Origin of the sequence: Marinimicrobium sp. C6131, assembly GCF_026153455.1 — a bacterium.
Classification (GTDB): domain Bacteria; phylum Pseudomonadota; class Gammaproteobacteria; order Pseudomonadales; family Cellvibrionaceae; genus Marinimicrobium.
Genome location: NZ_CP110629.1, coordinates 1,211,355 through 1,235,274 on the forward strand (window position 1 = coordinate 1,211,355; position 23,920 = coordinate 1,235,274).

A 23,920-nucleotide genomic window follows, 5' to 3' on the forward strand; every position below is an offset into this window, starting at 1 on the left:
GTAACCGGGAATCACTCGTTTCGCCGCGGAGCGATAATAGTCAGCGTTATCGTTGTGGCGTTGGCCGCGGCTGGAAGCCTGCTCTGGCCCACGGAAAACCAGTCGCCGCTCCCTCAATCAGGGGGCGATGTTGTGAGAGAAAATCGCGGGGAGCTTTTCGATGACCCGCGTTCGCCTGTGGGCGGTAATCCACAGGGTGATATCACCATTGTGGAGTTTATGGATTACAACTGTGGGGCTTGTCGACGGATGGCGCCGATCCTGGCGCAAGCCAAGGAACGGGACCCTGGCTTGCGCATCGTCTATAAAGAATTCCCCATCCGCGGTCCGGATTCGACCCTTGCCGCAAAAGCAGCCTTGGCTGCGCACCGTCAGGGGAAGTACGTTGAATTTCACAAGGGATTGATGGAATTTCCCGGGCAAGCGTCACAGGTAGCGATCGAAGAAGCCGCAGGTTCCCTCGGCTTGGATATGGAACGGTTACTGGCCGCTATGGAGGACCCGGCCATTGCGCGGCAAGTAGAACGAAATCGAGCCTTGGCAAACACATTAGGAATCATTGGTACGCCAGCGTTTGTCATTGGGACTGAAGTCAGGTCAGGTTTGCTTGAACTTTCCGCGCTGGAATCCTTGATTGAACACGAAAGGCGGAAAAGGGGTTCATCCAAGGACTCGACTTCAGATATCCGAGCGACAGGCGAATGACCCGCATGTCAGGATCGGTATGCTAGCGGTTGCGAAGTCCATGTCCATGGCGACATTGTCTCTGGCTTGAGGTTGCTAGGCATTTCTCCCGGCGCCAGCACTGCGCTGGGCAATGAAGCACCAGTTTACCCTGCGAAACTTGAGAGAGGTGGAGTGATGCCCCAGATACCGATTGACAGAAGCCGGGACAGTACTCTGGCTTTGCTACGTGATCCCTACGACTTTATCGCGAAGCGGTGTCAGCGCTACCAGTCGGACGTGTTCCAGACCCGCCTGCTGCTTCGACCGACCATCTGTATGTCCGGCCCAGAGGCGGCGCAACTGTTCTACGACACGAGCCGCTTCGTCCGTAGCGGCGCGGCGCCCGGCCGGATCCAAAAAACTCTGTTCGGTCGAGGCGGTGTGCAGGGGCTGGATGATGATGCGCACCGGCACCGCAAGAAGATGTTCCTGTCGCTAATGACGCCGGAGAGGCTGAGGTTGCTTGCGGAGATGGCCTCTGCCGAGTGGGATAACCATGTGCAAAAATGGAGTTCGCTGGATAAAGTCGTGCTTTACGACGAGTCGCAGGTGCTACTCACCCGCGCCGTGTGCGCCTGGGCAGGTATCCCGCTTGAGGAGTTGAAGGTCGGCAGGCGGACGCGCGAGCTAGCAGTGCTATTCGACGCTGCCGGATCGGTCGGTCCCAGGCATTGGTGGTCGCGCTTGGCCCGCCAGCGGGCTGAGCGCTGGGCGGCGGGGATGATTGAGCAGGTTCGCAACGGCAAGCGGCATGCGCCCGAGCAGAGCGCGCTTCAGGTCGTCGCCCTGCATCGAGAACTCAACGGCGAACGGCTAAGTCCGCGCATTGCCGCCGTGGAACTGCTGAATGTGCTCCGTCCCACCGTAGCCGTTTCGGTTTATGTCACATTCGCCGCTTACGCGCTGCACCAGTATCCCGACTGCCAGCGGAAGCTTGCGGCCGACGAGGATGGCTACGCAGAATTGTTCATACAGGAGATCCGGCGCTTCTATCCTTTCTTCCCCGCTGTAATGGCGCGCGTGCGGCACGGCTTTGACTGGAAGGGCTATAACTTTCCAGCGGGGCGACGGGTCATGCTGGACTTGCATGGTACCAATCATGACGCGCGAATCTGGGAGGCGCCTGAGGCGTTTCGGCCGGAGCGCTTCCGCCAGTGGGATGGCAGCCCGTTCAACTTCATTCCGCAAGGCGGCGGAGAGCATCAGATTAACCACCGCTGCCCGGGCGAGTGGATCACGATCGACCTTATTAAGATCGCTCTGGACGTCATGCTGAAAAGGATGCGGTACGACGTACCGGCGCAGGATCTGGAGATCGATATGTCCCGGCTGCCCGCCTTACCTCGAAGCCGGCTTGTCATCAGCAATGTGCAGGCTGGCTAAAGCAATTGCTGGCATAAGTGCTGTCGAAGGTTCGTAAATGCCAGCACTCCGGCAGATGGAGCAACACGTTGTCATCCAACGGGGCGGCAGCGATCTAATGCGAAAACCGGCTCTGCAGCTTCTGCATTCGGAGCCCTTGGATAGCTGGCTACCGGTGGATGCCTATCCACCAACCGAAAGGAGGAACTGATGAACGCCTGGATCTGGGGAATTGTGCTACTGATCGCCATTTGGGCCGCGCACTGGGGGGCAGATCAACTGGCGTCTCCGCTGAAGAAGCTTCGTAAAGGCTGGGGCTTTTCGGGTGTCGCGGGGGGCGCGCTGGTCGGTATCGCCACCGCCAGTCCGGAATTGGCGATCAACATCACCAGCGCCGCCAAGGGTGTTAGTGACATTGGTCTCGGCGCGATGCTGGGCGCGAATCTGATCGCGCTGCCACTCACGCTGACTGTTGGTTATATCGCTTTTCGGACCGGCTCCGATCAGCAGGCGTCGACGGCATTGCCGATTGAGGAAGAGACGGTAACTCGGCACGTGTTGCCCTACCTGGCGATTCTGGGACTCGTCGCCCTCTTGACGTTACCTCCGGCCTGGCGCGGACTGCAGCCTATCGATGGCTGGATTCTTCTGGGCGCCTATCTTGCCTACCTCGCCCAGGTGCTGCTAAGGGGGCGCTCCGAGAGTCAATCCCAGCAGTGGAAGAAAAAAGAGTGGCTATTAGCCGCCGCAGGTCTCTGCGTGCTCGCCATAGGCGCCTATTTCACGGTGCGCTCCACCCAGCAAATTGTCTCTGCCCTTGGAATATCCAAATTGGTCGGGGGTATCTTCATTACCGGCACCATGAGCGCATTGCCGGAAGTCTTTTCCACCTGGAGCGTAATGCGAAGCCGACAGCATACGGCTGCGGTGACGGTCGTCCTGGGTGACCTGGTGGCGACGATGACCATTGCGTTTATACCGCTGGCCATCGTGTCCACTGCCTTGCAGGAGGTCCAGCTGTTTTGGGTTAGCCTGGCCGCGTTAGCTGCGATGGCTGCCGCCTTCGGCGCATTGATTGGCACCAAGCAACCCCGCCTGCGGAGCTGGAAAGTCGGCATCATTGTCGCCCTCTACTTGGCTTACATCGCCGTGACCCTCATTTGGGTTCTGAATGCTGTTTAGGATGTTCCGACGCCGTTCTGCAAACATCGGCCAACGCATGATTAAGTTGCTGCGTTGAAGGCGTTGTCGGTGTGCAGCGGCTCAGCGCGCCTTTCGGTCTCGGGGTGAAGCTTCGCGACGCCCCATTACTTGTCTTCGTCATCCGGCTGTTCCCGGTCCTGAAGGAAAACGGGCGTAACCCCAGACCTCGAAAAAAGGTATCGCAGGGGCCTTGGCTCTCGCTAGGCAGCGTATTGTGCAGCCAATCCCGGTCCACTTGATTCAGCGTCACCGCATCGGCTGGAGTCGCATCCAACAGTGAGTCCAAGGTGGGGCCTTGAAGCTTCTGCTCATAGGCCTCGACCAAGGCCACAAGGTAATCGCGCTTTTTCTCTTCAGCGGTGTTGGTCCAGCCATTATTAAGCTACCAATCTTTTTCAGGGCCTCACAGTAATCGGCTTCAGTCGTGATGGGTTTGCGCGCCCTGGATGTGTTTCCTTCGATATTTACGTCGCATCACAGAATGTCCTACGACTTCTACTGCTAACGAAAGCCGTTGCAGCCTCAACCTGGGCCGGTACGTCTAGAACGATGTCGCAAAGCCGCCTAGGGTTGCACTGATGGAGTTCTATGCCCGCCGGCGGGCAAGCCAATGATGCGCCACAGCGAGGTAGACGGTTGAATGCGCACCTGTACAGGTTTTAGCGTCAATTTGGGCAAAAAACGCCCTAACCCAAGATAATGCTTTATTATCTTGGGTTAAATTAGGTCTATTCAAAGCTCCCATTACCGCCTAATATAGTACGTATATACATATTACGTATCACAGTACGAAATAAACAGGAGAGGACAGCATGGCTCGTGGCGGTATCAACAAAGCATTGGTGGCCAAGGCCCATCAGGCCGTTCTAGCCAGGGGAGAAAACCCCTCCATTGACGCGATACGCATAGAGCTCGGTAATACCGGCTCCAAATCAACGATTCATCGCTATCTCAAAGAGCTGGAGGAGGAGGCGTCCACCAGACTCGATGATGAGGCCCTATTGAGCCAGCCCATTAAGGACCTCATTGCGCGCCTGGCATCGCGCCTACAGGAAGAGGCACACGACATCATCGATGAAAGTAAAAGCCGCTATGAACACCGGATCAAAGAGCTCTCTGACCGCTGCGCCGCGCTCACTCAAGAGGCTGGCCAACTGGCCGATCAGCAGACAGCGTTGAAATCGCGCCTTGATGAGACGAGTGAGCAATTGGCTGCCAAATCCGCGGCCTGCGATGCCTTAGATAAACAGCTCAACGAGGTGGGTCAGCGCGAGGCCAGCAGGGCGGCGCTGCTCAAGGAAAAGCAGGCTCATATCGAATCCCTTGAGGAAAAGCACCGTCACAGCCGGGAGGCACTGGAGCATTATCGTGAATCGGTGAAAGAGCAGAGGGATCAGGATCAGCGCCGGCATGAGCAACAAATTCAGCAGCTTCAGGCCGAGATTCGCACGTTAAACCAGACAATTTCCGTCAAGCAGGGCGATTTAACGCAGCTCAACAAGGACAACGCGCGCTTGGTCAGCGAGCTGAGCGCTGCACGCAAAGCAACACAGGACCTCGAATCGAAGCTTAATCGGACTGACGCGAAGCTTGAAGATGCCAATAAGCAATTGCAAACCCAGTCGACGGATCTGCAGCAGTACGCCGACAGCGCTCAGCGCCAGGCCTCGCAAATTGATGAGCTGACGCAACGCCTTGAATCGGCGCAAAGCAAGGTGCAAGATTTTACCGTCAGCCAGGCCAAACTGGAGGCTGAGCTATCGGTTAAGAACGATATGATTGAGCGCCTAATGGCTGAAAACCGGCGCCAATATGACGAACCGGCCACGTAAGCGGGAGGTGATCCAGGATTGCTTCTAGATGTCCAATATTTTCCTTTAAAATCAATGAGATGTAGAGTTAGTGGCTGGATTTTACAGCTTTACCGGCCGGACCTCAACACGCCCCGAACACCTGGACCTGAGCGATAGCCCGGAATGGGTGCGGTTATCGGTGCTGGCCAGCGACACCAACGGCGACCGGGGCCGCGTCCACTTCAGAGCGTATTACCGTGCAGGTGGTCAGTGGCGCTTCCTGGAAGAGCATTCCGAATTCGTGCGGGAGTCAGGACGCTGGTTTTACATCAATGGAGAGACCCGGGACGAAAGTTTCAAGCCGGGGCGTAATGATGCCTGCCTGTGTGGCAGTGGGCGTAAGTTCAAGAAGTGTTGTGGTTAATGTAATGAGCTGGATAGCCTACGGGAGAGGTGTAGTCGGGATATCCTAGCAAGCGCTTGGGAATCCTTTGTACAATTTAACATAATATACATTATGCGAACTAAAGGAGGCTGAGAGTCTTGAGAGAATTCTGCATTCTGGCTATTGGTCGGTCGCTGTTTCGGTTCATAACCATCCACGTCGTCTGAAGAGCCAGATCAGTCCTGCAGTGATTACAATCATCACGATCCACACCATCGGGTAACCAAAGTACCAACGCAACTCCGGCATCGCCCAGGGGCTACCCGGGTTCTCGAAGTTCATCCCGTACACGCCCACCACGAACGTCAGAGGGATAAAAATGGTGGCGATGATCGTCAACACCCGCATGGTTTCATTGGTACGCTGGCTGACGCTGGAGAGGTAAATCTCCAGCATGCTGGTGGCCATCTCCCGGAAACTCTCCAGCAGCTCGATGATCTGTACGCTGTGATCGTGGCAGTCTCTGAAGTAGACATGCGTATTGGCATGGATTAACGGGTCCTCCGCCCTCATCAGACTGGTCAGTAGCTCCCGTTGTGGCCAAAGCACTCGCCGGAGCACCAGCAGCTCTAGCTTCAGGCCATGAATACCGGCCAGCGTCCGCTGACTCGGATTTTCCAGCAAATCCGTCTCCAGGTCCTCTAACTGGTAACCCAACTGTTCCAGCACCGGAAACCCGGAGTCGATGACCAGGTCCAATAAGGCGTAGAGCAGGTAGTCAATTTCCCGGGATAGAAATTGCCGGTTATTAGGCCGCCGCATGCGCTGACGAACCGCTTCAAAAGGGTCTTCATCAAGTGGACAAAGACACAGCAGATAGTTTTTGCCGACGAACAGGCTGATCTGGACAATCTCCAGGCTTTCGCCGTTATAGAGGGGCATCGCCGCAATCAGAAACAGCCGGTCGTCATAGAGTTCGAGCTTGGGTCGTTGTCCGGTATTGAGTACGTCCTCCAGAGCGAGGTCATGCAGGTCAAACAGCTCGCCCAGATTTCTGAGTGTTTCCGGGTCAACCTGGCCATTCACCTGAACCCAGGTTTTTGTGTCTCTGCTCAGGTACTCCCGGCAATCAGTGGCATTTTCCAGCCTGACCTCTTCCAGATGATCATTGGTGTAATCGATCAGGTGAAGGCTTGGCGGCTGTCCTGGTTCGCTTTTCGCAACCAGAGTACCCGGCTCGGTGCCGGGATCGTGATAATGCTTGCTAAAATAAGCCATGTCGGGTCCTTATGAGCCTTCCGCTACGCCACTCTAGAGCATAGCCCAATCGACGGAAGGTGCCACTCGGCCCGGGATCCGGCAAGGGCGAGGACAGACTGCCGCCCTGCCCTCGTCGGCGATCGGTCCTCAGTGATACCGCTGGCAGCAGTGAACCACCCGCTGCATCAAATCGGCATCTTTCTTGTCGCACTGCTCGGCAATGTCACTCAAGCTGACCACTCCGACAAAGTCCTTGTTGGTTCTGTTGTTCAGTACCACCAGGCGCTGGACATTTTGCTGATACATGTTCTGGAGGACGTCTTTGACGTCATCGTCCTGATAGCAATACAGCACTTTGCCACTCATGATGTCACTCACATGATCATCGGCGGTTTTGCCGTTGGCCATGGTCCGTATTGCGATATCCCGGTCGGTGACAACGCCTACCAGCTTTTCCCGCTCGGCAACGGGCGTAAAGCCGCGCCCGGTTTCGGCCAGCCGCAAAGCCGCCTCACGGATGGTCGCGTTGGCGTCGATATACTCGGGTTTGTCGGTCATCAGTTGTTTGACTTGCATGACGGACTCCTTCTTTTTCGGGTTTGAACATTTGTGGTTCTCGGGACTTGCGACAACAGGGGATTGAAGGAATTCCTGTGCCTTACTGTCGACGTGGGTCCCCACATTTTATTTTCAAGCCCGGATTGACTTTATCTCCGACCGCCCCCAATCTATCGATGAATCACACTTGGCGCAGCCCCATGTACCGACCCAACCCCTCAAGACACCGCCGCCAGTCCGGAGCCTTCAACGCTCTGTGGCTCACCTTGCTGATCCTATCAGTGGGATTGTTCGGCGCTGGGGCTGGTGGCGTTCAAACCTCTGACCACTCGCCGGAGGTCGGCTTCTCGGGCGCCTTTGATCCGGTGGTCGGCGCACCGTCGTCCACGGTGCTCAATGCCCTTCCCAATGGAGAGCGTCAGTCCTCAGAAGGAACCGACGAAGGCGATCATTCATTCGCCGTCAATAACGCATTTAATGGCACAGTCGCCGAGCTCTCGGCGCCCTCCTCTGACTATCATTCACCGACGCCTCCCAGGCTGAAGCACCCGCTAAACCAGGCTCCACGAGCGCCGCCACTCGTCTAATCCGTCCAGTTTTCACTTCTTTTACGGATTAAACGAGGAATTCCCATGAAATCCCTGCAAACGCGGGCCATCGTGTATGGCCTGGTGATTCTGTTGGGCGTGCTGAGCGCCCTACCCAACCTGCTTCCCAAATCCATCAGTGAGGCCTTGCCTTCCTGGTACACCACCAATCAACTCGCCCTGGGCCTGGATCTGCGCGGTGGTTCTCACTTGTTGTTGAACGTTGATACGACGGATCTCGGCTTTGAGGCGCTGTCCAGTGCCGAGCGTGCGGCCGCTCTGGACGATGTCATTGAGCGTAGCCTGGAGATGGTCCGGCGGCGCCTGGACGAAACCGGGCTGACCGACCCCACGGTCACCCGCCAGGGTGAAGACGGCATTCTGGTACAGCTGCCCGGTGTGGATGACCCGAGCCGAATTCGGACCCTGCTGGGCACGACCGCGAAGATGACGTTCCACTGGGCCGTCAATGATCAATCCGTTGGACCGGTGTTGCTGTTGTCGGGGCCTGAGGAGGAGTCGCTGTATCGCCTGGAAAAACGGGTTGCCCTGCAAGGCGAGCACATTCGCGATGCACAGATGGCGTTCAACCCGGATACCGGGGAACCGGTTGTCAACTTCAAGCTGGATAACGACGGCGCCCGTCGTTTTGGCGATATGACCCGGGATAACATCGGGCGGGCACTGGCGGTGGTTCTGGACGGTGAGGTCATCACCGCGCCCGTCATACGCTCCGTCATTGCCGGAGGAAGCGGGGAGATCAGCGGAGGATTTACCACCACGGAAGCCAGTGATCTGGCCTTGCTGCTACGGGCCGGCGCCCTGCCCGCCCCGCTGGACGTGGTGGAAGAGCGCACGGTGGGCCCGGAGCTGGGCAGTGACTCCATCGCCATGGGCGTCAGTGCCGGTTTACTGGGTACCCTGCTGGTGTTTGGTTTCATGTTGGTGGTTTATCGGCGCTGGGGCTTGATTGCCAGCGCCGCACTCGCGCTGAATATCGCCTTGATTTTTGGCGTGCTCAGTCTGTTTCGGGCGACGCTGACCTTGCCGGGAATCGCGGGCATTATCCTGAGCATCGGGATGGCGGTGGATGCCAATATTCTGATCAATGAACGTATTCGCGAGGAAGTCGCTCAGGGTGGTCGCGCCTGGAAGGCGTTGGATGCGGGGTTTGGCCGTGCCTGGGCCACCATTCTGGACTCGAACGTCACCACGCTGATTGCCATCAGTTTGCTCTTTCTGTTCGGTAGCGGTCCGGTGCGGGGGTTTGCGGTCACCATGGCGGTTGGCCTGCTGACCTCTTTGTTCACGGCCATTGCCGTGGCCCGGGTGTTGATGGAGTGGCGAGTCAGGCGCCTCGGGCGCCGTGCGCTGGTGATACCCGGCCTGGCCTGGATGAACAGGGCCGGACAAGCGCCGCTGAATATCATGAAAGCCCGTTTTGCCGGTATCGCCCTGTCGGCGGTGCTGTCTCTGGTGTCCATTGGGCTATTTGTGTCACCGGGGCTGACCTACGGTGTGGACTTTACCGGCGGTAGCGTGGTGGAGGTTCGCGCTCCGGCCCTGTCCGTCGAACAGTTGCGCGACCAGCTGACGGACCCGGCCCTCGCGGGTGCGGCGATTCAGGAGTTTGGCGAGGCGGGTGTGTTTCAGGTTCGCTTGCCCACCGAAACGGCTGATAACGTCGCTTCCGGCTCACTGGTGCAACACCTGAAAGCCGACGTGTTGGCCGCCGACCCCGACGCGAGTTTTCCGCGGGTGGATATGGTGGGCCCCAAAGTCAGCGGAGACTTTACCGAGGCAACGATTCTCGCCGTTTTGATGGCCGGTGGCGGTATGCTGATGTACCTCTGGTTCCGGTTTGAATCACATTTCGCCCTGGCGGCGACCTTGACGCTGGCGTTGGATCTGGCAAAAACCGTTGGCTTTTTTGCGTTGACAGGCATTGAGTTTAATCTGACAGCGGTGGCCGCCCTGCTGGCGCTGATCGGCTATTCGGTGAACGATAAGGTGGTGGTGTTTGACCGCATTCGGGAAAACCTGCGCCTGGATCCAGATCGATCGTTGTGGACGCTGTTTAACGACAGTATCTCCGCGACATTGAGCCGCACCTTACTGACCTCAATCACCACCGTGTTGGCTATTGTTCCAATGGCGATTGCGGGTGGCGCCGCAGTACAGAGCTTCGCCTGGCCGATGCTGTTTGGCATCGTTGTGGGAACCAGCTCGTCCATCTTTATTGCCGCTCCGATCCTCTATTGGCTCAGCGAACGTCGCACGGCAAAAGGGCTGCCTCAACTCAAGCCCACAGGAGAGGCGCTTCGGGCCGAGCTGGATGCGCTACCCTGAGGCCAGGGGCGCGCCAGTCACTCGGTTGCGCCCCTGGTGTTTGGCCGTGTAGAGCGCGACATCGGCACGCTCCACCAGCGTTTCGGGCGTGTCGCCAAAACAGCTTTCGGCCACGCCCAAGCTGGCCGTCAATGGCTGGTCGAGATCGAACGGATGGGAGGCAATCGCTCGACGGAGATCTTCGGCCAGTTGCTCGGCGGCCGCCAGTTCGGTATTGGGACAGACAATCAAGAACTCTTCTCCGCCCCAGCGTCCAAGGCAGTCGGTTTTGCGGCTGCGGGATGTCAGTATCTTGGCGAACTGGGCCAGCACCTCATCGCCTTTGCGATGGCCGTACCGGTCGTTAATCGGCTTAAAATCATCAATATCCAACATGATCACCGACAGTGGATCCGGTTGGCGCGTCTGACGACTGAGCTCCAAATTGAGGACATCGTCAATCTTGACTCGGTTAAACAGCCCCGTCAGCGGGTCGGTAACGGCCAGGCGCTGCATTTCCCGGTGCGCCTGCTCAAGCTCCAGGGTACGCTGCTCAACCATGCGTTCCAGTACGATGGACTCGGCTTCAATTTCCCTCAGCGGATAGCCTTCATCGGGCCCATGGGCGGTGGACGGTTGGGACAGGTGCTTGTGAACCACCTTCCAGTGGCCGCCATCGCGAGTCATGATCAGCGATACCCGAACCCCGAAAAAGGTGACTTTGCGTTGCCGTATTTGGGTGTGCCAGTCCATCTCGCCCATGACCAGCCCGTATTGATCGTCCAGGAGGATGGCCTTGCGCCGGTGCACGGTGAAGTGAATGGGATCGGGGACCGATTCCACTTCCCGTTGGTATAGGTGCAGCGCCGAATCCAACCCGTAAACACGCTCGTCCCGCCCTGTGCCGAAACCGGTAATGCCATCCGTTGCCAGAGCTGCGGATGCTTCTGGGTTACGACCGGTCAGGAACACCTGAAAATAATGATCAAAGGCCTCTATGAGCGATGCTTCGCTGCTGGTTATATGCCCCATCGTCCCGGTTCACTCTGTTGTTTTCACAACACCCGCTACTCCGTCAGACACAGCGAGCTTGATCGTCTAGGTTAGTTTGATTTTTGGTTTGTCGCAAGAGTATACCGCTTATGGCCGGACCGGAATCAGAAGGGTTCGCCAAAGTTGGCGCTCGGTGCCCTAAAGCCTTATGCTTGAAGCTGAACTTGTCGAATGCCGTGACTTTACAAGGAGCCACCATGGCGAATGATTCGAATTCACCATCCGAGGGACGCCCGGTCTACTTGATCGATGGCGCCCGAACGCCCTTTCTGAAAGCGCGAGGCCGGCCGGGCCCGTTCACACCGGTCGATTTGGCGGTCCAGGCCGGACGCCCCCTGCTGTTGCGCCAACCGATGGCCCCCACCGAATTTGACCAGGTGATTCTCGGTTGTGTGAATGTGATTTCCGAGGAGATGAATCCGGCGCGTGTGGCGGCGCTGCGCCTGGGCATGGGCGAGGCCATGACTGCCTTTACGGTGCAGATCAACTGCGGCTCGGGGATGCAGTCCATCGACACAGCCTACCGGACCATTCAGGGGGGCAGTGCCGATCTGATCCTCGCCGGCGGTGCGGAAGCGCTGAGCCATTCGCCATTGCTGTTACAGCAGAAAGCCGTGAACTGGCTGGCTGACTTACAACTCGCCAAAAGCCCCATGGCCAAACTGAAGGCGCTGGGACGGTTCCGCCCTTCCCTGTTCAAACCCGTGATCGGGCTCGAGCGTGGTCTCACCGATCCCATTGTAGAACTCAATATGGGGCAGACGGCGGAAGTCATCGCCCAACTGTTCGGCATTACCCGAGCCCAAGCCGATGAATACGCGGTAAGCAGTCACCTGCGCCTGGCCCAGGCCCAGCGGGAAGGCTGGCTGGACAACGAAGTGGTTCCGGCGATTTCCTCTGACGGGCGCATTTACAAAGAAGACGATGGTGTTAGGCCGGATAGTTCGGTGGAGCATCTGGCCAAACTTCGACCGGTGTTCGAACGCCCCTACGGCATCGTGACCGCGGGCAACAGCTCCCAGATCACTGACGGTGCGTCCTGGATGATTCTGGCTTCGGAAGAAGCGGTAAAGAAACACAACCTGACGCCGCGAGCGGTGATTACCGATAGCTGCTGGTCCGCCCTGGACCCAGAAATCATGGGCCTGGGCCCGGCGATGAGTATTGCGCAGTTGTTGTCACGTCACCAGTACCGGCTCGACGACATCGACCTGTGGGAGCTCAACGAAGCCTTTGCCGCGCAAGTGCTCGCCTGTCTGGCAGCGCTGGAAGATGAAACGTTTTGCCGCGAAGCGCTCAAGCTGGAGCACTGTTTCGGTCGCATTGACCGTGACAAGCTCAACATTGATGGCGGCGCGGTCGCTCTCGGGCATCCGGTGGGCACCAGCGGTAACCGCATCGTGTTGCACCTGCTCAACGCCCTTGAGCGCAAAGGTCTCAAACGTGGCATCGCCACCCAATGCATCGGTGGCGGCCAGGCCGGCGCCATGATGATCGAACGAGTTTAAGGAGAGCGCCATGACTGGTCCCGTCTATTCTGCCCTGCAAGCGCGCGCCCTGGAGCTGGGGCCCTTTGGCCACGAACCGTCCAGGGATAACCCCGGTCCCTGGCAGCACTGGCAACTCGGCCGGGATGAACAGGATGTTGCCTGGCTGTTGCTCAACAAAGCCGACTCCAGCGTCAACGTCCTTTCAGCCGATGTGCTGGAGGAGCTGGGTCAGGTGCTGGATGCCTTGCAGGACAATCCGCCCACGGGCCTGGTGCTACGCTCGGGCAAGCCGGGAAGCTTCTGCGTGGGAGCTGATATCAAGGAGTTTCGGCATCTGCACAGCGAGCAGGAAGTGAGCGAAAAGCTGACCCGCGCTCACGGGCTGGTCAAGCGACTGGTCGACCTGCCCTACCCGACGGTGGCGGTGATTCACGGCGCAGCGCTTGGCGGTGGTCTTGAGCTGGCTCTGTGTTGTGACTACCGCATAGCGGTGGCCGGCGCATCCATGGGCACACCAGAAGTGCTACTGGGCCTGCATCCGGGCCTGGGCGGCACCGGCCGGCTAGTGGATCTGATTCACCCGGTGGCCGCCATGACCATGATGCTGACCGGGAAGAATACCCGTGACCGCAAAGCCAAAGCGCAGGGCCTGGTCGATCTGGTGGTACAGGAACGGCACGTGGCCAATGCAATCAGCGCCGTCATGTCCGGGAAGGTTAAAAAACGCAAAAATACTTGGCAGGCCAGGCTGTTCCGGATTGATCCACTGCGTCGGTTTGTCGGCAAAAAAATGCGTACCCAGGCCGCCCGAAAAGCACCACCGGAACATTACCCCGCCCCCTACGCCCTGGTGGATCTGTGGGAAAAATACGGTCGCAACGGAACCGACCTCTTACGCCACGAAGTGGACTCCTTTGCCAAGCTGCTGACCAGTGACACCTCGCGCAATCTGGTGCGGGTCTTTTTCCTGCGCGAACAAATGAAGGCACTCACCTCCGTTGATCCGCAGGTGGCACCCATTCGACAAGTACACGTTATTGGTGCCGGTGCCATGGGCGGCGACATCGCCGGCTGGTGTGCCATTCAGGGGCTTCGGGTCACGCTGTTTGACACCCAGCCTGAAATGATTGCCAAGGCCATTGGCAAAACGGCGGCCCTGTGCCGCAAGAAGCGCTTCTCCAGTGCCGATACTCGGGCGGTGCTTGATCGGCTGATTCCGGATTTTCATCACGATGGTATTGCCCAGGCCGACCTTGTACTGGAAGCCGTGCCGGAAAAACTGGAAATAAAACACAAGGTGTTCGCCGAAGTGGAGCCGAAGCTGAAAGACGGCGCCATTCTGGCGACCAACACGTCGAGCATTCCGCTGGAACAACTCCAGGACGGGTTGAAGCATCCGGAACGTATGGTGGGCGTGCACTTCTTTAACCCGGTCGCGCAGATGCTGCTGGTGGAGGTGGTACAGCACTCGAAGATGAACAGCGAAACCTTCGAGCGCGCGAAAAAATTTGTCGGTCAGATCAGCCGGCTACCCACTCCCGTATCCAGTGCCCCCGGGTTTCTGGTCAACCGGGCGTTGACCCCCTACCTGATCGAAGCCATCGTGATGCTGGATGAAGGCCACAGCCCGGAAAGTATTGATCGAGTAGCGCTGGATTTCGGTATGCCCATGGGTCCTATTGAACTGGCCGACCAGGTGGGACTGGATATCTGCCTGGGCGTGGCTGAGATGTTGCGCGAACGGCTGGATACCGAACTGCCGGAAACGCCCCGGTGGTTCAAGGATAAAGTGGACCAGGGCAAGCTCGGTAAGAAAACCGGTCAAGGGCTGTACGTATGGGACAAAGGCAAGCCCAAAAAACGCAAAACCCCGCCCCGAGCTCCGGAAGAAACACTCGACCGACTGATTCTGCCCATGCTCAATGCCTGTATGGCCTGCTTGCGCGAAGGGGTTATCGACAATGAGGAACTGCTCGACGGCGCCATGATTTTCGGCACCGGCTTCGCCCCCTTCCGCGGCGGCCCGATGAAATACGCCCATGAACGGGGCTTTGCCGATATTCATCAACGGTTACAGCAGCTTGAACAGCTGCATGGTCAGCGTTTCGCACCGGATGCGGGGTGGACCTCGGAGGCGGCCTCTTCTGACGCAGAGACCTGAATGCTCTTTAAGGGGCCACCGGCCCCTTTTGATTGGGCGTTAAGGCGTCGGAGTAACTCAACTAGATTGAGCGACGGTGTCAGGAATGACGGACCGGACGACGCACCGGCAGTGTTTCATCAGGAGTCAGCTGTGCGGCCCGAGCCGCTGTATTGGCTATTAAATCCCGGTTCAGCCGATGAGGGTCGCGCTGGCGCTGTTCGATGAACTCACGCAGCGGTTTGGCACCCTGCTCTTCCAGCATCTCCATCTCCAACCCGATACCGGTTGACGATTTCCGTACCACCAGCGCCGCCACGCAGCAACGTCGGTTGTCTTTAACACGATCACCCAAAAGGATTTCCAGCTCCAGTTTCTGCAACTCACGGACGTCTTCGTAGTCCGTTTCCAGATACAGCCCGTGACTGCTCCCGTTTTTGATCCGCCCCATCGCCACCGGCACACCGTGTTTGTAGATCAGCGTGTTGATGTTGAGCGGGACTCGTCGACTGCATCGATGCTCCATGGGTTACCTCATGATCTTGGTGGCTGCAGGGGTAAATTGGGCTGCCGCCCGTAGAGCGTCAGCCAGTGATGGAGTGTTTCGTTCAGGTGTGGGGGCACCTGGGGCCAGACAAAGCGCCATTGCCAATTTCCATCCTCGGTGCCCGGGCGATTCATACGATGCTCCGACCCAAGACCGAGCAGATCCTGGAGCGGGATGATGGCCATCTGCGCTACAGAAGACAGTGCCAGTCGCACCAGCAACTGGGGCATGGGTTCCTGGCTGTTATGGCAGTATTCCAGCAGCCGGGTGCGCACCGCTTCGGGCTGTTGTTGATACCAACCCAGGCTGGTGTCGTTGTCGTGGGTGCCCGTATACACGACAGAGTGAGGGTCGTAGGTATGCGGCAGGTGGGGGTTGTCGGGGTTGCCATCAAACGCAAACTGCAAAACCACCATGCCGGGTAAGCGGAACTCTTCTCTCAGCGCTTCAACCGACGGGGTGATGAACCCGAGGTTTTCCGCAATCAGAGGCAGATTTTTGTGCTCTCGGAACAGACTGTTGAGCAACGCGCGTCCCGGTGCTTCGACCCAGCGCCCCAGACGCGGCTGCGGGGTCGTGGCGGGGATTTCCCAGAAGGCTTCCAGTCCCCTGAAATGATCCAATCGGATAAGATCGAACCAAAGCAATTGTGTGTTCAGTCGCTGACGCCACCAGCGGAAGCCGCTGGCCTGCATTTCATCCCAGTTGTAATGCGGATTGCCCCAGTGCTGCCCGTCTTCGGAAAAGTAATCCGGTGGCACACCGGCAATAGTCAGTGGCTGACCCTGTACATCCAGTTTGAACAGGTCCTGATTGGCCCAGACATCGGCACTGTCGTGTGCCACGAAAATCGGCATATCACCAAACAGCGCGATCTCTCGAGTGCGAGCGTACTGACGCAGCGCCTGCCACTGATAGTCAAACACAAACTGCTCAAACCGACGGGCTTCGATGCTCTGACTCAGCTCCCGACGCATGCGGGCCATGCCCTGGGCCCGGCGCAGACGGATATCATCCGGCCATTGTGTCCAGTCACCGTCCGGGTAACACTCCCGCAACGCCATGAACAATGCATAGTCATCCAGCCACTGGCGTTGAGTGTGACAGAAACGTTCGTACGCTTCGGCCTGCTCCGGGTGCTGATCATATTGAGAGAAGAACGTGTCGGCCGCTTGACGCCGCGCCCGTTCACCACTGAGTGCCTGACGCTGCTCCGGTGTCAGCCACCCTCTGGTCACAAGATCATCCAGATCGATAAGCGATGGATTGCCGGCGTTGATGGACAACGTCTGGTAGGGCGAGCGGTTGGCATGGGTGGGGCCTACCGGCAACATCTGCCAGATGGTAAAACCACACTCGGCCAGAAAATCCACAAACCGGAAGGCATCCGCCCCCAAGGTCCCCTGCTCTCCCGGACCGGGTAGCGACGTCGGGTGCAGCAGCACTCCGGCCCGCCGGTCCTGCAGCAATGGGTGAGGTAAATCGCGCAAGGCCATCAGGTACTGCCCTCCACATGGCCCCGACGCATGACTCCACCGGCGGCCGGTGCTCCACCACCATGGCTGAAGGCAGTCTGTAAATAATCCGGCGGTGGCTGTTTGAGTAGTCGATACAGGTTGGTCAGGTGTCGGCGGTAGAGGTAGTCAAAATCCCGGACGCTTTCGGACGGATTATAGTCCCCAAACCACCAGAACCAGTCGGACCCTTCACACTGAGCCAACTGCAACTGCGCCGCACTCTGTTCGGCGTCGGACAAGGTGTTGCAATGCTTGTCGTAGACGGCTTTTGCCTCACAGAGCATGTCCCAGGCGCGGTTTTTATCCCGGTCACCGATCCAGGTGGAAAACGTGCCGTAGACCCAACTGCCTGCGACCAGGTGATCGAGCGCAACAGGGTTCAGCTTTGCATCGTCCAGCGTTGATTCGTAGGTTGTCATTTCCAGACGGGGATGACTGCTGATGCGTCGGTACAAGGCTTCCAGAAAATACCAGGCATTTTCCGGGTAATACTCCCAGGCGTTTTCACCATCCATGATGATGGAAATCACACAGGCCTCGGGGTTATCGCTTTCATCCGCAATGCGGACCAGATGGTTGATCAGATCACCGACGGCGTCTTCGGCGTGCCAGTCCGAATACTGAAAACCGATCAGGTCGGACAGCCCATCATCCCGGAAAAAACACCGGATCGGTTGCTGGTCGAACGTGAAGGCACGATGCAGATGTTTGGGCGCCTGCCTGGCATTGGCGGTTTTTTTGAGACTGTTGTGCAACACGGAGTCTCCCGTGGCGGTCCAGGTAAACCCTTCCTCCGAGAGTAGCTTCAATGTCTGATCACTGAGGGCTCCCTCCGATGCCCAACAGCCCTTCGGACGTGAGCCAAAGTAGCGCTCAAACACCTCAAGCCCCTGTTTGAGGTGCCAATGAGCTCGCGCTTCACCGCCCGGGTAAGCGGCCGACTTTGGCAGAACGACGTCCGGCATGGCTTCCCGTGCGCTATTGAAGTCCAGCAGCAATGGCAAAATCGGGTGAGCGTAAGGGCTCATGGCCAACTCGATCCGCCCTTCGTCCCTGAGGGCCCGGTACCGGGGTTTGATCGCCCGCAACTGTTCGGCAATCACCAGCAGCAAGGTCCGACGGTCCTGATCCGTGAAGCCTCCCCCTTTGGACTGCAATGTCTGAACCCGCGGGTCGTCGCGCCGGTGATTTTCGCCCAGCCAGGCAAGGTGATACCAGACCACCAGGTCAATCAGGAACTGTGGGTTCAGATAACACTGGCGTTGCGGACTGTCAGTGGTTTGCTCCAGCACCTGAACCAGAAATTTGTAGGCCGGAAAGCGCTCGATCATCCGATCCCTGTGCGCCCGCAAGCAGTTCTGGGCGAGGGTCTCATACGCTTCGCTGCCTGGCTCGGGTAACTGGTCCTGCACCAGTGCCTCGAGCATCGGATCGCGTATGGCGGTACCGTGATCGAGATAATCATCCACCTGGGCCTGGTAGTCGTCGAGCTGCTCCAGCAGGATGGGCGAAAAATTCACAACGGCCCGAGCCTTGGGGTTATCCTCCAGATGGACGAGCATGTCGGTGTAATCCTTCAACGCATGCAGGTAGGTCCAGGGGAAGTAGTATTCCCCTGTCAGTCGGTCGCGATAATCCGGCTGGTGCATATGCCAACAGAACACCACTTTCACCCGGGGTTTGACATTGTCAGAACACATGGGGGTATGCCTCATCAAGCATTTCCGGGGTCACCAACACCACACCTTTTGTCGACACATGAAAGCGCTTTTTGTCCTCTTCCGGATCGAATCCGATCACCGTTCCCGGCGGAATCTGGCAGCCCCTGTCGATCAGGGCGCGTCGAATCCGGCAGTTCCGGCCGACATCCACCCGGGGGAACAACACCGAGTCGGTAATCTCGGAATAGGAGTGAACCCGAACCCGGGGGAACAGCAGCGAATGGTGCACCTGGGCTCCGGAGACAATACAGCCACCGGCAATCATCGAGTCCACAGCGTTGCCCCGGCGCCCTTCATCGTCAAAGACGAATTTGGCCGGGGGCACCTGTTCCTGATAGGTCCAGATGGGCCATTCCGAGTCGTAAAGGTCCAGCTCCGGCGTAATGCCGGTCAGCTCCAGGTTGGCTTCCCAGAGCGAGTCGATGGTGCCCACATCCCGCCAGTAGGCCTTGCCGCCGGTAATCGGGTCGCGAAATGGAAAGGCCATGACCCGGTGGCTTTTCATTAGTGAGGGAATAATATCCTTGCCGAAGTCATGGGAGGAACCGGGCAGGTTCTGGTCATTGAGAAGCTCGCGGAACAGCACTTCGGTGTTGAAGACATAAATCCCCATGGACGCCAGGGCCTGATCGTCCGAGCCGGGCATGGGTTCCGGGTCCCGGGGTTTTTCCTGAAACTTGGTAATCCGGTTATCGGTGTCGATGTTCATCACGCCAAAGGCGCTGGCCTGTTCCAGTGGCACTTCAATGCAGCCGACGGTAATGTCCGCCTCGCGCTCCACATGGGCCGCGAGCATGGTGCCGTAGTCCATCTTGTACACGTGGTCGCCGGCCAGAATCAGTACATAGGCGGGATTATGGCGACGAATGATATCCAGATTCTGCCACACGGCATCGGCCGTACCCGCATACCAGCTCTCCCCCATCCGCTGCTGAGCGGGCAACAACTCGACAAACTCACCGAGTTCACCACCAAGGAAACCCCAGCCGCGCTGTATATGCCGGTCGAGGGAGTGGGATTTGTACTGGGTCAACACACTGATTCGGCGAATGCCCGAATTCACGCAGTTCGACAAGGGAAAGTCAATAATGCGGAACTTACCGCCATAATGGACCGCTGGTTTGGCGCGCCAGTTGGTCAACTCATGGAGGCGGGATCCTCTTCCGCCGGCCAGAACGATGGCAAGGGTTTCCCGGGTAAGGCGGCTGACAAAACGGCCGGATGTTGACGTAAGCATAATGGATCCCCAAAAGCGAGCGGTGCGCCATTTATTCGACGGTCGAATAACGGGCACGCGTTTTCATAGGTCAGCAATAACAGTGCCAAGGATCCCTGCTGCCACTAAACTGTTCAGGCAATCCGTTGGCCACTCGAAGTTACCGTTCAAGTTGCTCTCTAAGTGTAGTCTTAAAAAGTGCGATACTGCTTGTCCAAAATCAATTTGCCTCACAAATTGTGGCGGCAAAAGCAACTTGGCAGAAAGGTCACAAACCGCTGGTAATATACCGTTATCCCTATTACGCTTTAACGACATACATGTTGTGAGTCCTCTCCCATGCCAGCGACTGCTCTGAAGGAAGCCAGCCAACGCCTGGCTCAGGCACGACACCACGATCCCTTTCAGGTGCTGGGTCGACACCCGGTACCGGGAAAGCCGGATACCCTTCTGTTTCGCGCGTTTTTACCTCAGGCAAGCCAAGCGGTTCTCTACGGGGTTAAAGACAAACTGACTTTAACCAAAGAAGCGGCGTCAGATTTCTGGTCGTGGCAAGGGAAGGCAGCGCAGCTACCCGAACACCCGGAAATCGAATGGCAGGACCACCACAACTGCACCCATACCGCGCACTACCCTTACACCTTCGCGCCACAACTGGGCGATATGGATCTGCACCTGTTTGGCGAGGGTCGGCACTGGCAGGTGTACGAGGTGCTGGGGGCACACCCGCGAACTGTCGACGGCGTGGCCGGCGTGTTGTTCGCCACCTGGGCGCCGGCGGCCGAACGGGTCAGTGTGGTGGGTGACTTCAACCACTGGGACGACCGGATTCATCCCATGCGGGTGCGCGGAGGCAGCGGCGTTTGGGAGCTGTTCATTCCCGGGTTGAAGCCCAACACTCTCTATAAGTATTCAATCCGCAACCGGCACTCTGGTCATATCCAGATGAAGACGGACCCCTACGGTCAGGTGTTTGAGGTTCGCCCCAAAACCGCCGCCCGGGTAACCGCCCCCTCCGATTACCAATGGCGGGATCAGTCATGGCTGGTCGAGCGAAGCCGTTGGGATTGGCAAAGTGCCCCCCTGTCGGTGTACGAGGTGCACCTGAGTTCCTGGCGCCGCAGCGAAGACGGCGGTTTCATCAATTATCGGACCCTGGCGCACCAGTTGGTGGACTACGTCAAACCTTTGGGCTTTACTCACGTCGAATTGTTACCTATTACCGAACATCCCCTGGACGACTCCTGGGGGTACCAGACCACCGGGTACTATGCCCCGACCAGCCGTTTTGGCACCCCCGATGATTTCCGCTACTTTGTGGATCACCTCCACCAGTCCGGCATTGGCGTCCTGCTTGACTGGGTTCCCGCCCACTTTCCAAAAGACGAGCACGCCCTGGCCCGTTATGACGGCACCGCGTTATATGAACATGAAGATCCCCGTAAAGGGGAACACCGGGACTGGGGGACACTGATTTACAACTATGGCCGCAACGAGGTGCGCAACTTTCTGCTCGCCAATGCGCTTTACTGGTTGAAAGAGTTTCATATAGATGGCCTGCGCGTCGATGCGGTGGCCTCCATGCTCTATCTGGATTACTCGCGGGAGGAAGGCGACTGGTTGCCCAATCGCTATGGGGGTAATGAGAATCTTGAAGCGATCGATTTTCTTCGCCAACTCAACGAGCTCTGCCACGGCGAGCACCCCGGCGCTCTGGTGTTGGCTGAAGAGTCCACCGCCTGGCCTCAGGTGACCCGTCCCACCTGGGTGGGCGGACTGGGCTTTTCCATGAAATGGAACATGGGCTGGATGCATGACACTCTGCTCTACATGAGCCGGGACCCGATTTACCGTCACTACCATCACGATCAGCTGACGTTCGGTCTGATTTACGCGTTCACCGAGAACTTCATGCTGCCGTTTTCTCACGACGAAGTGGTCCACGGCAAAGGCAGCATGCTCACTAAAATGCCCGGTGATGACTGGCAACGCTTTGCCAATTTGCGTCTCCTTTACGCCTACCAATGGACCTACCCGGGCACCAAGCTGCTGTTCATGGGCTGCGAGTTCGGACAATGGAAAGAGTGGGCCCATCACGGCGAACTGGACTGGTTATTACTGGACTATGAGCCACATCAGGGCGTCAAAACCGCACTGTCCGATCTGAACCGGCTCTATAAAAGTCGTACCGAGTTGCACCAGCGCAGCTTTCGCAGTGATGGTTTCGAATGGATTGACTGTCACGACAGCCCCCAGTCTGTGATCAGTTACCTGCGTGCCAGCGACGATGGGTTTGTTGTTGTCATTCTGAATTTCACACCAACCCCCCGGGAAGGTTACCGCCTCGGCGTCCCCAGCCCGGGACACTACCGGGAGATTTTCAACTCGGATTCCACCTACTATGGCGGCAGCAATGTCGGCAACCCGCTGCCGCTGGCGTCCGAAGATCGCCCGTGGATGAACCGTCCCTATTCCATTGAACTGACACTGCCACCACTGGGTGCCATCATTCTCGATCTCGACCGGACATGAATATTCTTTTTCTGGCCAGTGAAGCCTTTCCATTGATCAAGACCGGCGGACTTGCGGACGTTGCCGGTGCCCTGCCCCGAGCCCTGATCAAACGGGGTCACTCCCTGCGCCTGGTGCTGCCGGCCTATCGGTCGGTACTTGAGCGGTTGCGCTCCGATCAACGCGAAGACAAACCACCAGCGCTCAAAGTTCGAGGACAGATCGACCTGGACGGAACCCCCGTGACACTCTGGCAAACGCGCCTGCCCGGCACCCGGGTACAGGTGTGGCTGGTGGATATTCCCGCGTTCTCCGAGCGTGCGGGTAACCCTTATGTGACACCCGAAGGTGTCGACTGGCCAGACAATGACCAGCGTTTTTATACTTTGTGTCGCGCTGCGGCCGAATTGGCGATGGGACGGGCCGGCATCGACTGGAAAGCCGACCTGGTGCACGCCAATGACTGGCAAGGGGCGATGGTCTGCGAGATGCTGGCCCGGGAAGCAGCGTCGCCGGCGACCGTGTTTACCGTTCACAATCTCGCCTATCATGGGCTGTTTGACTACCAGGCGATGCACCGACTGGGGCTGGCGCCCTGGTTGTGGCAGCCGGACTTCCTCGAGTTTTACGGACAGCTGTCGTTCATCAAGGCCGGTCTGGTATTCGCTCAGCGGCTGACCACGGTCAGCCCAAGCTATGCCCGGGAAATCCAGACCCCCGAACTGGGTTGCGGCCTCGATGGCCTGCTCCGAGCCCGGCGAGAAGCACTCAGCGGTATCATCAATGGCATTGATGTGCAGGCGTGGAATCCCGCCCGGGATCCCTGTCTGGCCGTACCCTATGATCGACGGCGACTGGTCCGCAAGGCGGACAACAAGCGGGCCCTTTGCACCGAGCTGGGCCTGGCGGATGCGCCGGATAAGTTATTACTGGGATTTATTGGCCGCCTGGTGGAACAGAAAGGGCTGGACCTGCTGCTGGCCACCCTGCCGGAACTGCTCGCCCGGGGCGACGTTCAGATCGCTCTGTTGGGCTCAGGCGTCAAAGCCTATGAGCAGGCCTTTACCGGGCTCGCACAGGACTACCCCCAGAGCCTGTCGGTCACGCTCGGGTATGACGAAGCCTTGGCGCACCGCATCGAAGCCGGTGTCGATGTCTTTCTGATGCCCTCGCTGTTCGAGCCCTGCGGTCTGAACCAGATATACAGCCTACGCTACGGCACCCTGCCTCTGGTTCACGCGGTTGGTGGTCTGAAAGATACCGTCATTGACAGTGATGATCCGCAGACAGCCAATGGTTTCACCTTCGCCCCGGCCAGTGTCGAGGCGCTTCGAGCCACACTCAAACGCGCCCTCGCCCTTTATCAGGACCCGGAAGCCTGGCAACAACGACAGTGGAATGCCATGAGTGGTGATTACTCCTGGGACAGAAGCGCCGCCGAGTATGAGCGAATTTATGAGTTGGCACTGGAGGATAAAAAGCAGAACGCTTGAATGGTACACTCTCGGCTCCATTGCACAGAG

The 23,920-nt window shown here is 58.0% G+C and carries 18 protein-coding genes; 11 read left to right on the forward strand and 7 right to left on the reverse strand.

What is annotated here, in order from left to right:
• Positions 1 to 132 precede the first annotated feature (132 nt).
• From OOT55_RS05110 to OOT55_RS05130, 5 genes are all read left to right on the forward strand, one after another.
• Positions 133 to 705 (forward strand): DsbA family protein, encoded by a 573-nt coding sequence (locus tag OOT55_RS05110; protein WP_265368059.1) that lies wholly within the window; start codon positions 133 to 135, stop codon positions 703 to 705.
• Positions 706 to 861: 156 nt separating this feature from the next.
• Positions 862 to 2,109, forward strand: a complete 1,248-nt coding sequence (locus OOT55_RS05115; protein ID WP_265368060.1) for a cytochrome P450 — start codon at positions 862 to 864, stop codon at positions 2,107 to 2,109.
• 189 nt (positions 2,110 to 2,298) lie between these two features.
• Positions 2,299 to 3,270, forward strand: a complete 972-nt coding sequence (locus OOT55_RS05120; protein ID WP_265368061.1) for a sodium:calcium antiporter — start codon at positions 2,299 to 2,301, stop codon at positions 3,268 to 3,270.
• Positions 3,271 to 4,103: 833 nt separating this feature from the next.
• Entirely contained in the window at positions 4,104 to 5,123 is a 1,020-nt protein-coding gene (locus tag OOT55_RS05125; protein WP_068810574.1) for a DNA-binding protein, read from the forward strand.
• A gap of 70 nt (positions 5,124 to 5,193) precedes the next feature.
• A complete protein-coding gene (locus OOT55_RS05130) occupies positions 5,194 to 5,508 on the forward strand; it encodes a YchJ family metal-binding protein (RefSeq protein ID WP_265368062.1) in 315 nt (104 codons plus the stop codon).
• Positions 5,509 to 5,673: 165 nt separating this feature from the next.
• On the opposite strand, the gene corA is transcribed toward OOT55_RS05130, so the two are convergent.
• Together corA and OOT55_RS05140 are read right to left on the reverse strand one after the other, a co-directional pair.
• Positions 5,674 to 6,747 (reverse strand): magnesium/cobalt transporter CorA, encoded by a 1,074-nt coding sequence (corA, locus tag OOT55_RS05135; protein WP_265368063.1) that lies wholly within the window; start codon positions 6,745 to 6,747, stop codon positions 5,674 to 5,676.
• 129 nt (positions 6,748 to 6,876) lie between these two features.
• Entirely contained in the window at positions 6,877 to 7,305 is a 429-nt protein-coding gene (locus OOT55_RS05140) for a CBS domain-containing protein (protein WP_265368064.1), read from the reverse strand.
• A gap of 182 nt (positions 7,306 to 7,487) precedes the next feature.
• Here OOT55_RS05140 and OOT55_RS05145 point away from each other — a divergent pair, with 182 nt between their 5' ends.
• Both OOT55_RS05145 and secD read left to right on the forward strand, forming a co-directional pair.
• Positions 7,488 to 7,874: a hypothetical protein gene (locus OOT55_RS05145; RefSeq protein ID WP_265368065.1), complete on the forward strand. Its 387-nt coding sequence runs from the start codon at positions 7,488 to 7,490 to the stop codon at positions 7,872 to 7,874.
• A gap of 45 nt (positions 7,875 to 7,919) precedes the next feature.
• Positions 7,920 to 10,223 carry a protein translocase subunit SecD gene (secD, locus tag OOT55_RS05150; protein ID WP_265368066.1) on the forward strand — a complete coding sequence of 768 codons (2,304 nt, stop codon included), beginning with the start codon at positions 7,920 to 7,922 and terminating at the stop codon, positions 10,221 to 10,223.
• On the opposite strand, the gene OOT55_RS05155 is transcribed toward secD, so the two are convergent.
• Positions 10,215 to 11,234: a diguanylate cyclase gene (locus OOT55_RS05155; RefSeq protein WP_265368067.1), complete on the reverse strand. Its 1,020-nt coding sequence runs from the start codon at positions 11,232 to 11,234 to the stop codon at positions 10,215 to 10,217. The genes secD and OOT55_RS05155 overlap by 9 nt on opposite strands.
• Before the next feature lie 218 nt (positions 11,235 to 11,452).
• On the opposite strand from OOT55_RS05155, the gene OOT55_RS05160 reads away from it, so the two are divergent.
• Positions 11,453 to 12,763, forward strand: coding sequence for an acetyl-CoA C-acetyltransferase (locus tag OOT55_RS05160; protein WP_265368068.1), 1,311 nt, complete (start codon positions 11,453 to 11,455; stop codon positions 12,761 to 12,763).
• Between the two features lie 10 nt (positions 12,764 to 12,773).
• Positions 12,774 to 14,906, forward strand: coding sequence for a 3-hydroxyacyl-CoA dehydrogenase NAD-binding domain-containing protein (locus tag OOT55_RS05165; RefSeq protein WP_265368069.1), 2,133 nt, complete (start codon positions 12,774 to 12,776; stop codon positions 14,904 to 14,906).
• A gap of 79 nt (positions 14,907 to 14,985) precedes the next feature.
• On the opposite strand, the gene OOT55_RS05170 is transcribed toward OOT55_RS05165, so the two are convergent.
• Genes OOT55_RS05170 through glgC form a run of 4 tightly spaced genes read right to left on the reverse strand, consistent with a single transcriptional unit; the run spans position 14,986 to position 19,907 of the window.
• Complete coding sequence (locus OOT55_RS05170) at positions 14,986 to 15,411, reverse strand: PilZ domain-containing protein (RefSeq protein WP_265368070.1); 426 nt, start codon at positions 15,409 to 15,411, stop codon at positions 14,986 to 14,988.
• A gap of 8 nt (positions 15,412 to 15,419) precedes the next feature.
• Positions 15,420 to 16,928, reverse strand: coding sequence for a 4-alpha-glucanotransferase (gene malQ, locus OOT55_RS05175; protein WP_265368071.1), 1,509 nt, complete (start codon positions 16,926 to 16,928; stop codon positions 15,420 to 15,422).
• Positions 16,928 to 18,649, reverse strand: coding sequence for a glycoside hydrolase family 57 protein (locus OOT55_RS05180; RefSeq protein ID WP_265368072.1), 1,722 nt, complete (start codon positions 18,647 to 18,649; stop codon positions 16,928 to 16,930). The genes malQ and OOT55_RS05180 overlap by 1 nt, the downstream gene beginning before the upstream one ends.
• Complete coding sequence (glgC, locus tag OOT55_RS05185) at positions 18,639 to 19,907, reverse strand: glucose-1-phosphate adenylyltransferase (protein WP_265368073.1); 1,269 nt, start codon at positions 19,905 to 19,907, stop codon at positions 18,639 to 18,641. The genes OOT55_RS05180 and glgC overlap by 11 nt, the downstream gene beginning before the upstream one ends.
• 318 nt (positions 19,908 to 20,225) lie before the next feature.
• Between glgC and glgB the strand changes: the two genes are divergently transcribed.
• Both glgB and glgA read left to right on the forward strand, forming a co-directional pair.
• On the forward strand, positions 20,226 to 22,418 hold the full coding sequence (gene glgB, locus OOT55_RS05190) for a 1,4-alpha-glucan branching protein GlgB (protein ID WP_265368074.1): 2,193 nt from the start codon (positions 20,226 to 20,228) through the stop codon (positions 22,416 to 22,418).
• Positions 22,415 to 23,890 (forward strand): glycogen synthase GlgA, encoded by a 1,476-nt coding sequence (gene glgA / locus OOT55_RS05195; RefSeq protein WP_265368075.1) that lies wholly within the window; start codon positions 22,415 to 22,417, stop codon positions 23,888 to 23,890. The genes glgB and glgA overlap by 4 nt, the downstream gene beginning before the upstream one ends.
• The last annotated feature ends 30 nt before the right edge of the window (positions 23,891 to 23,920 follow it).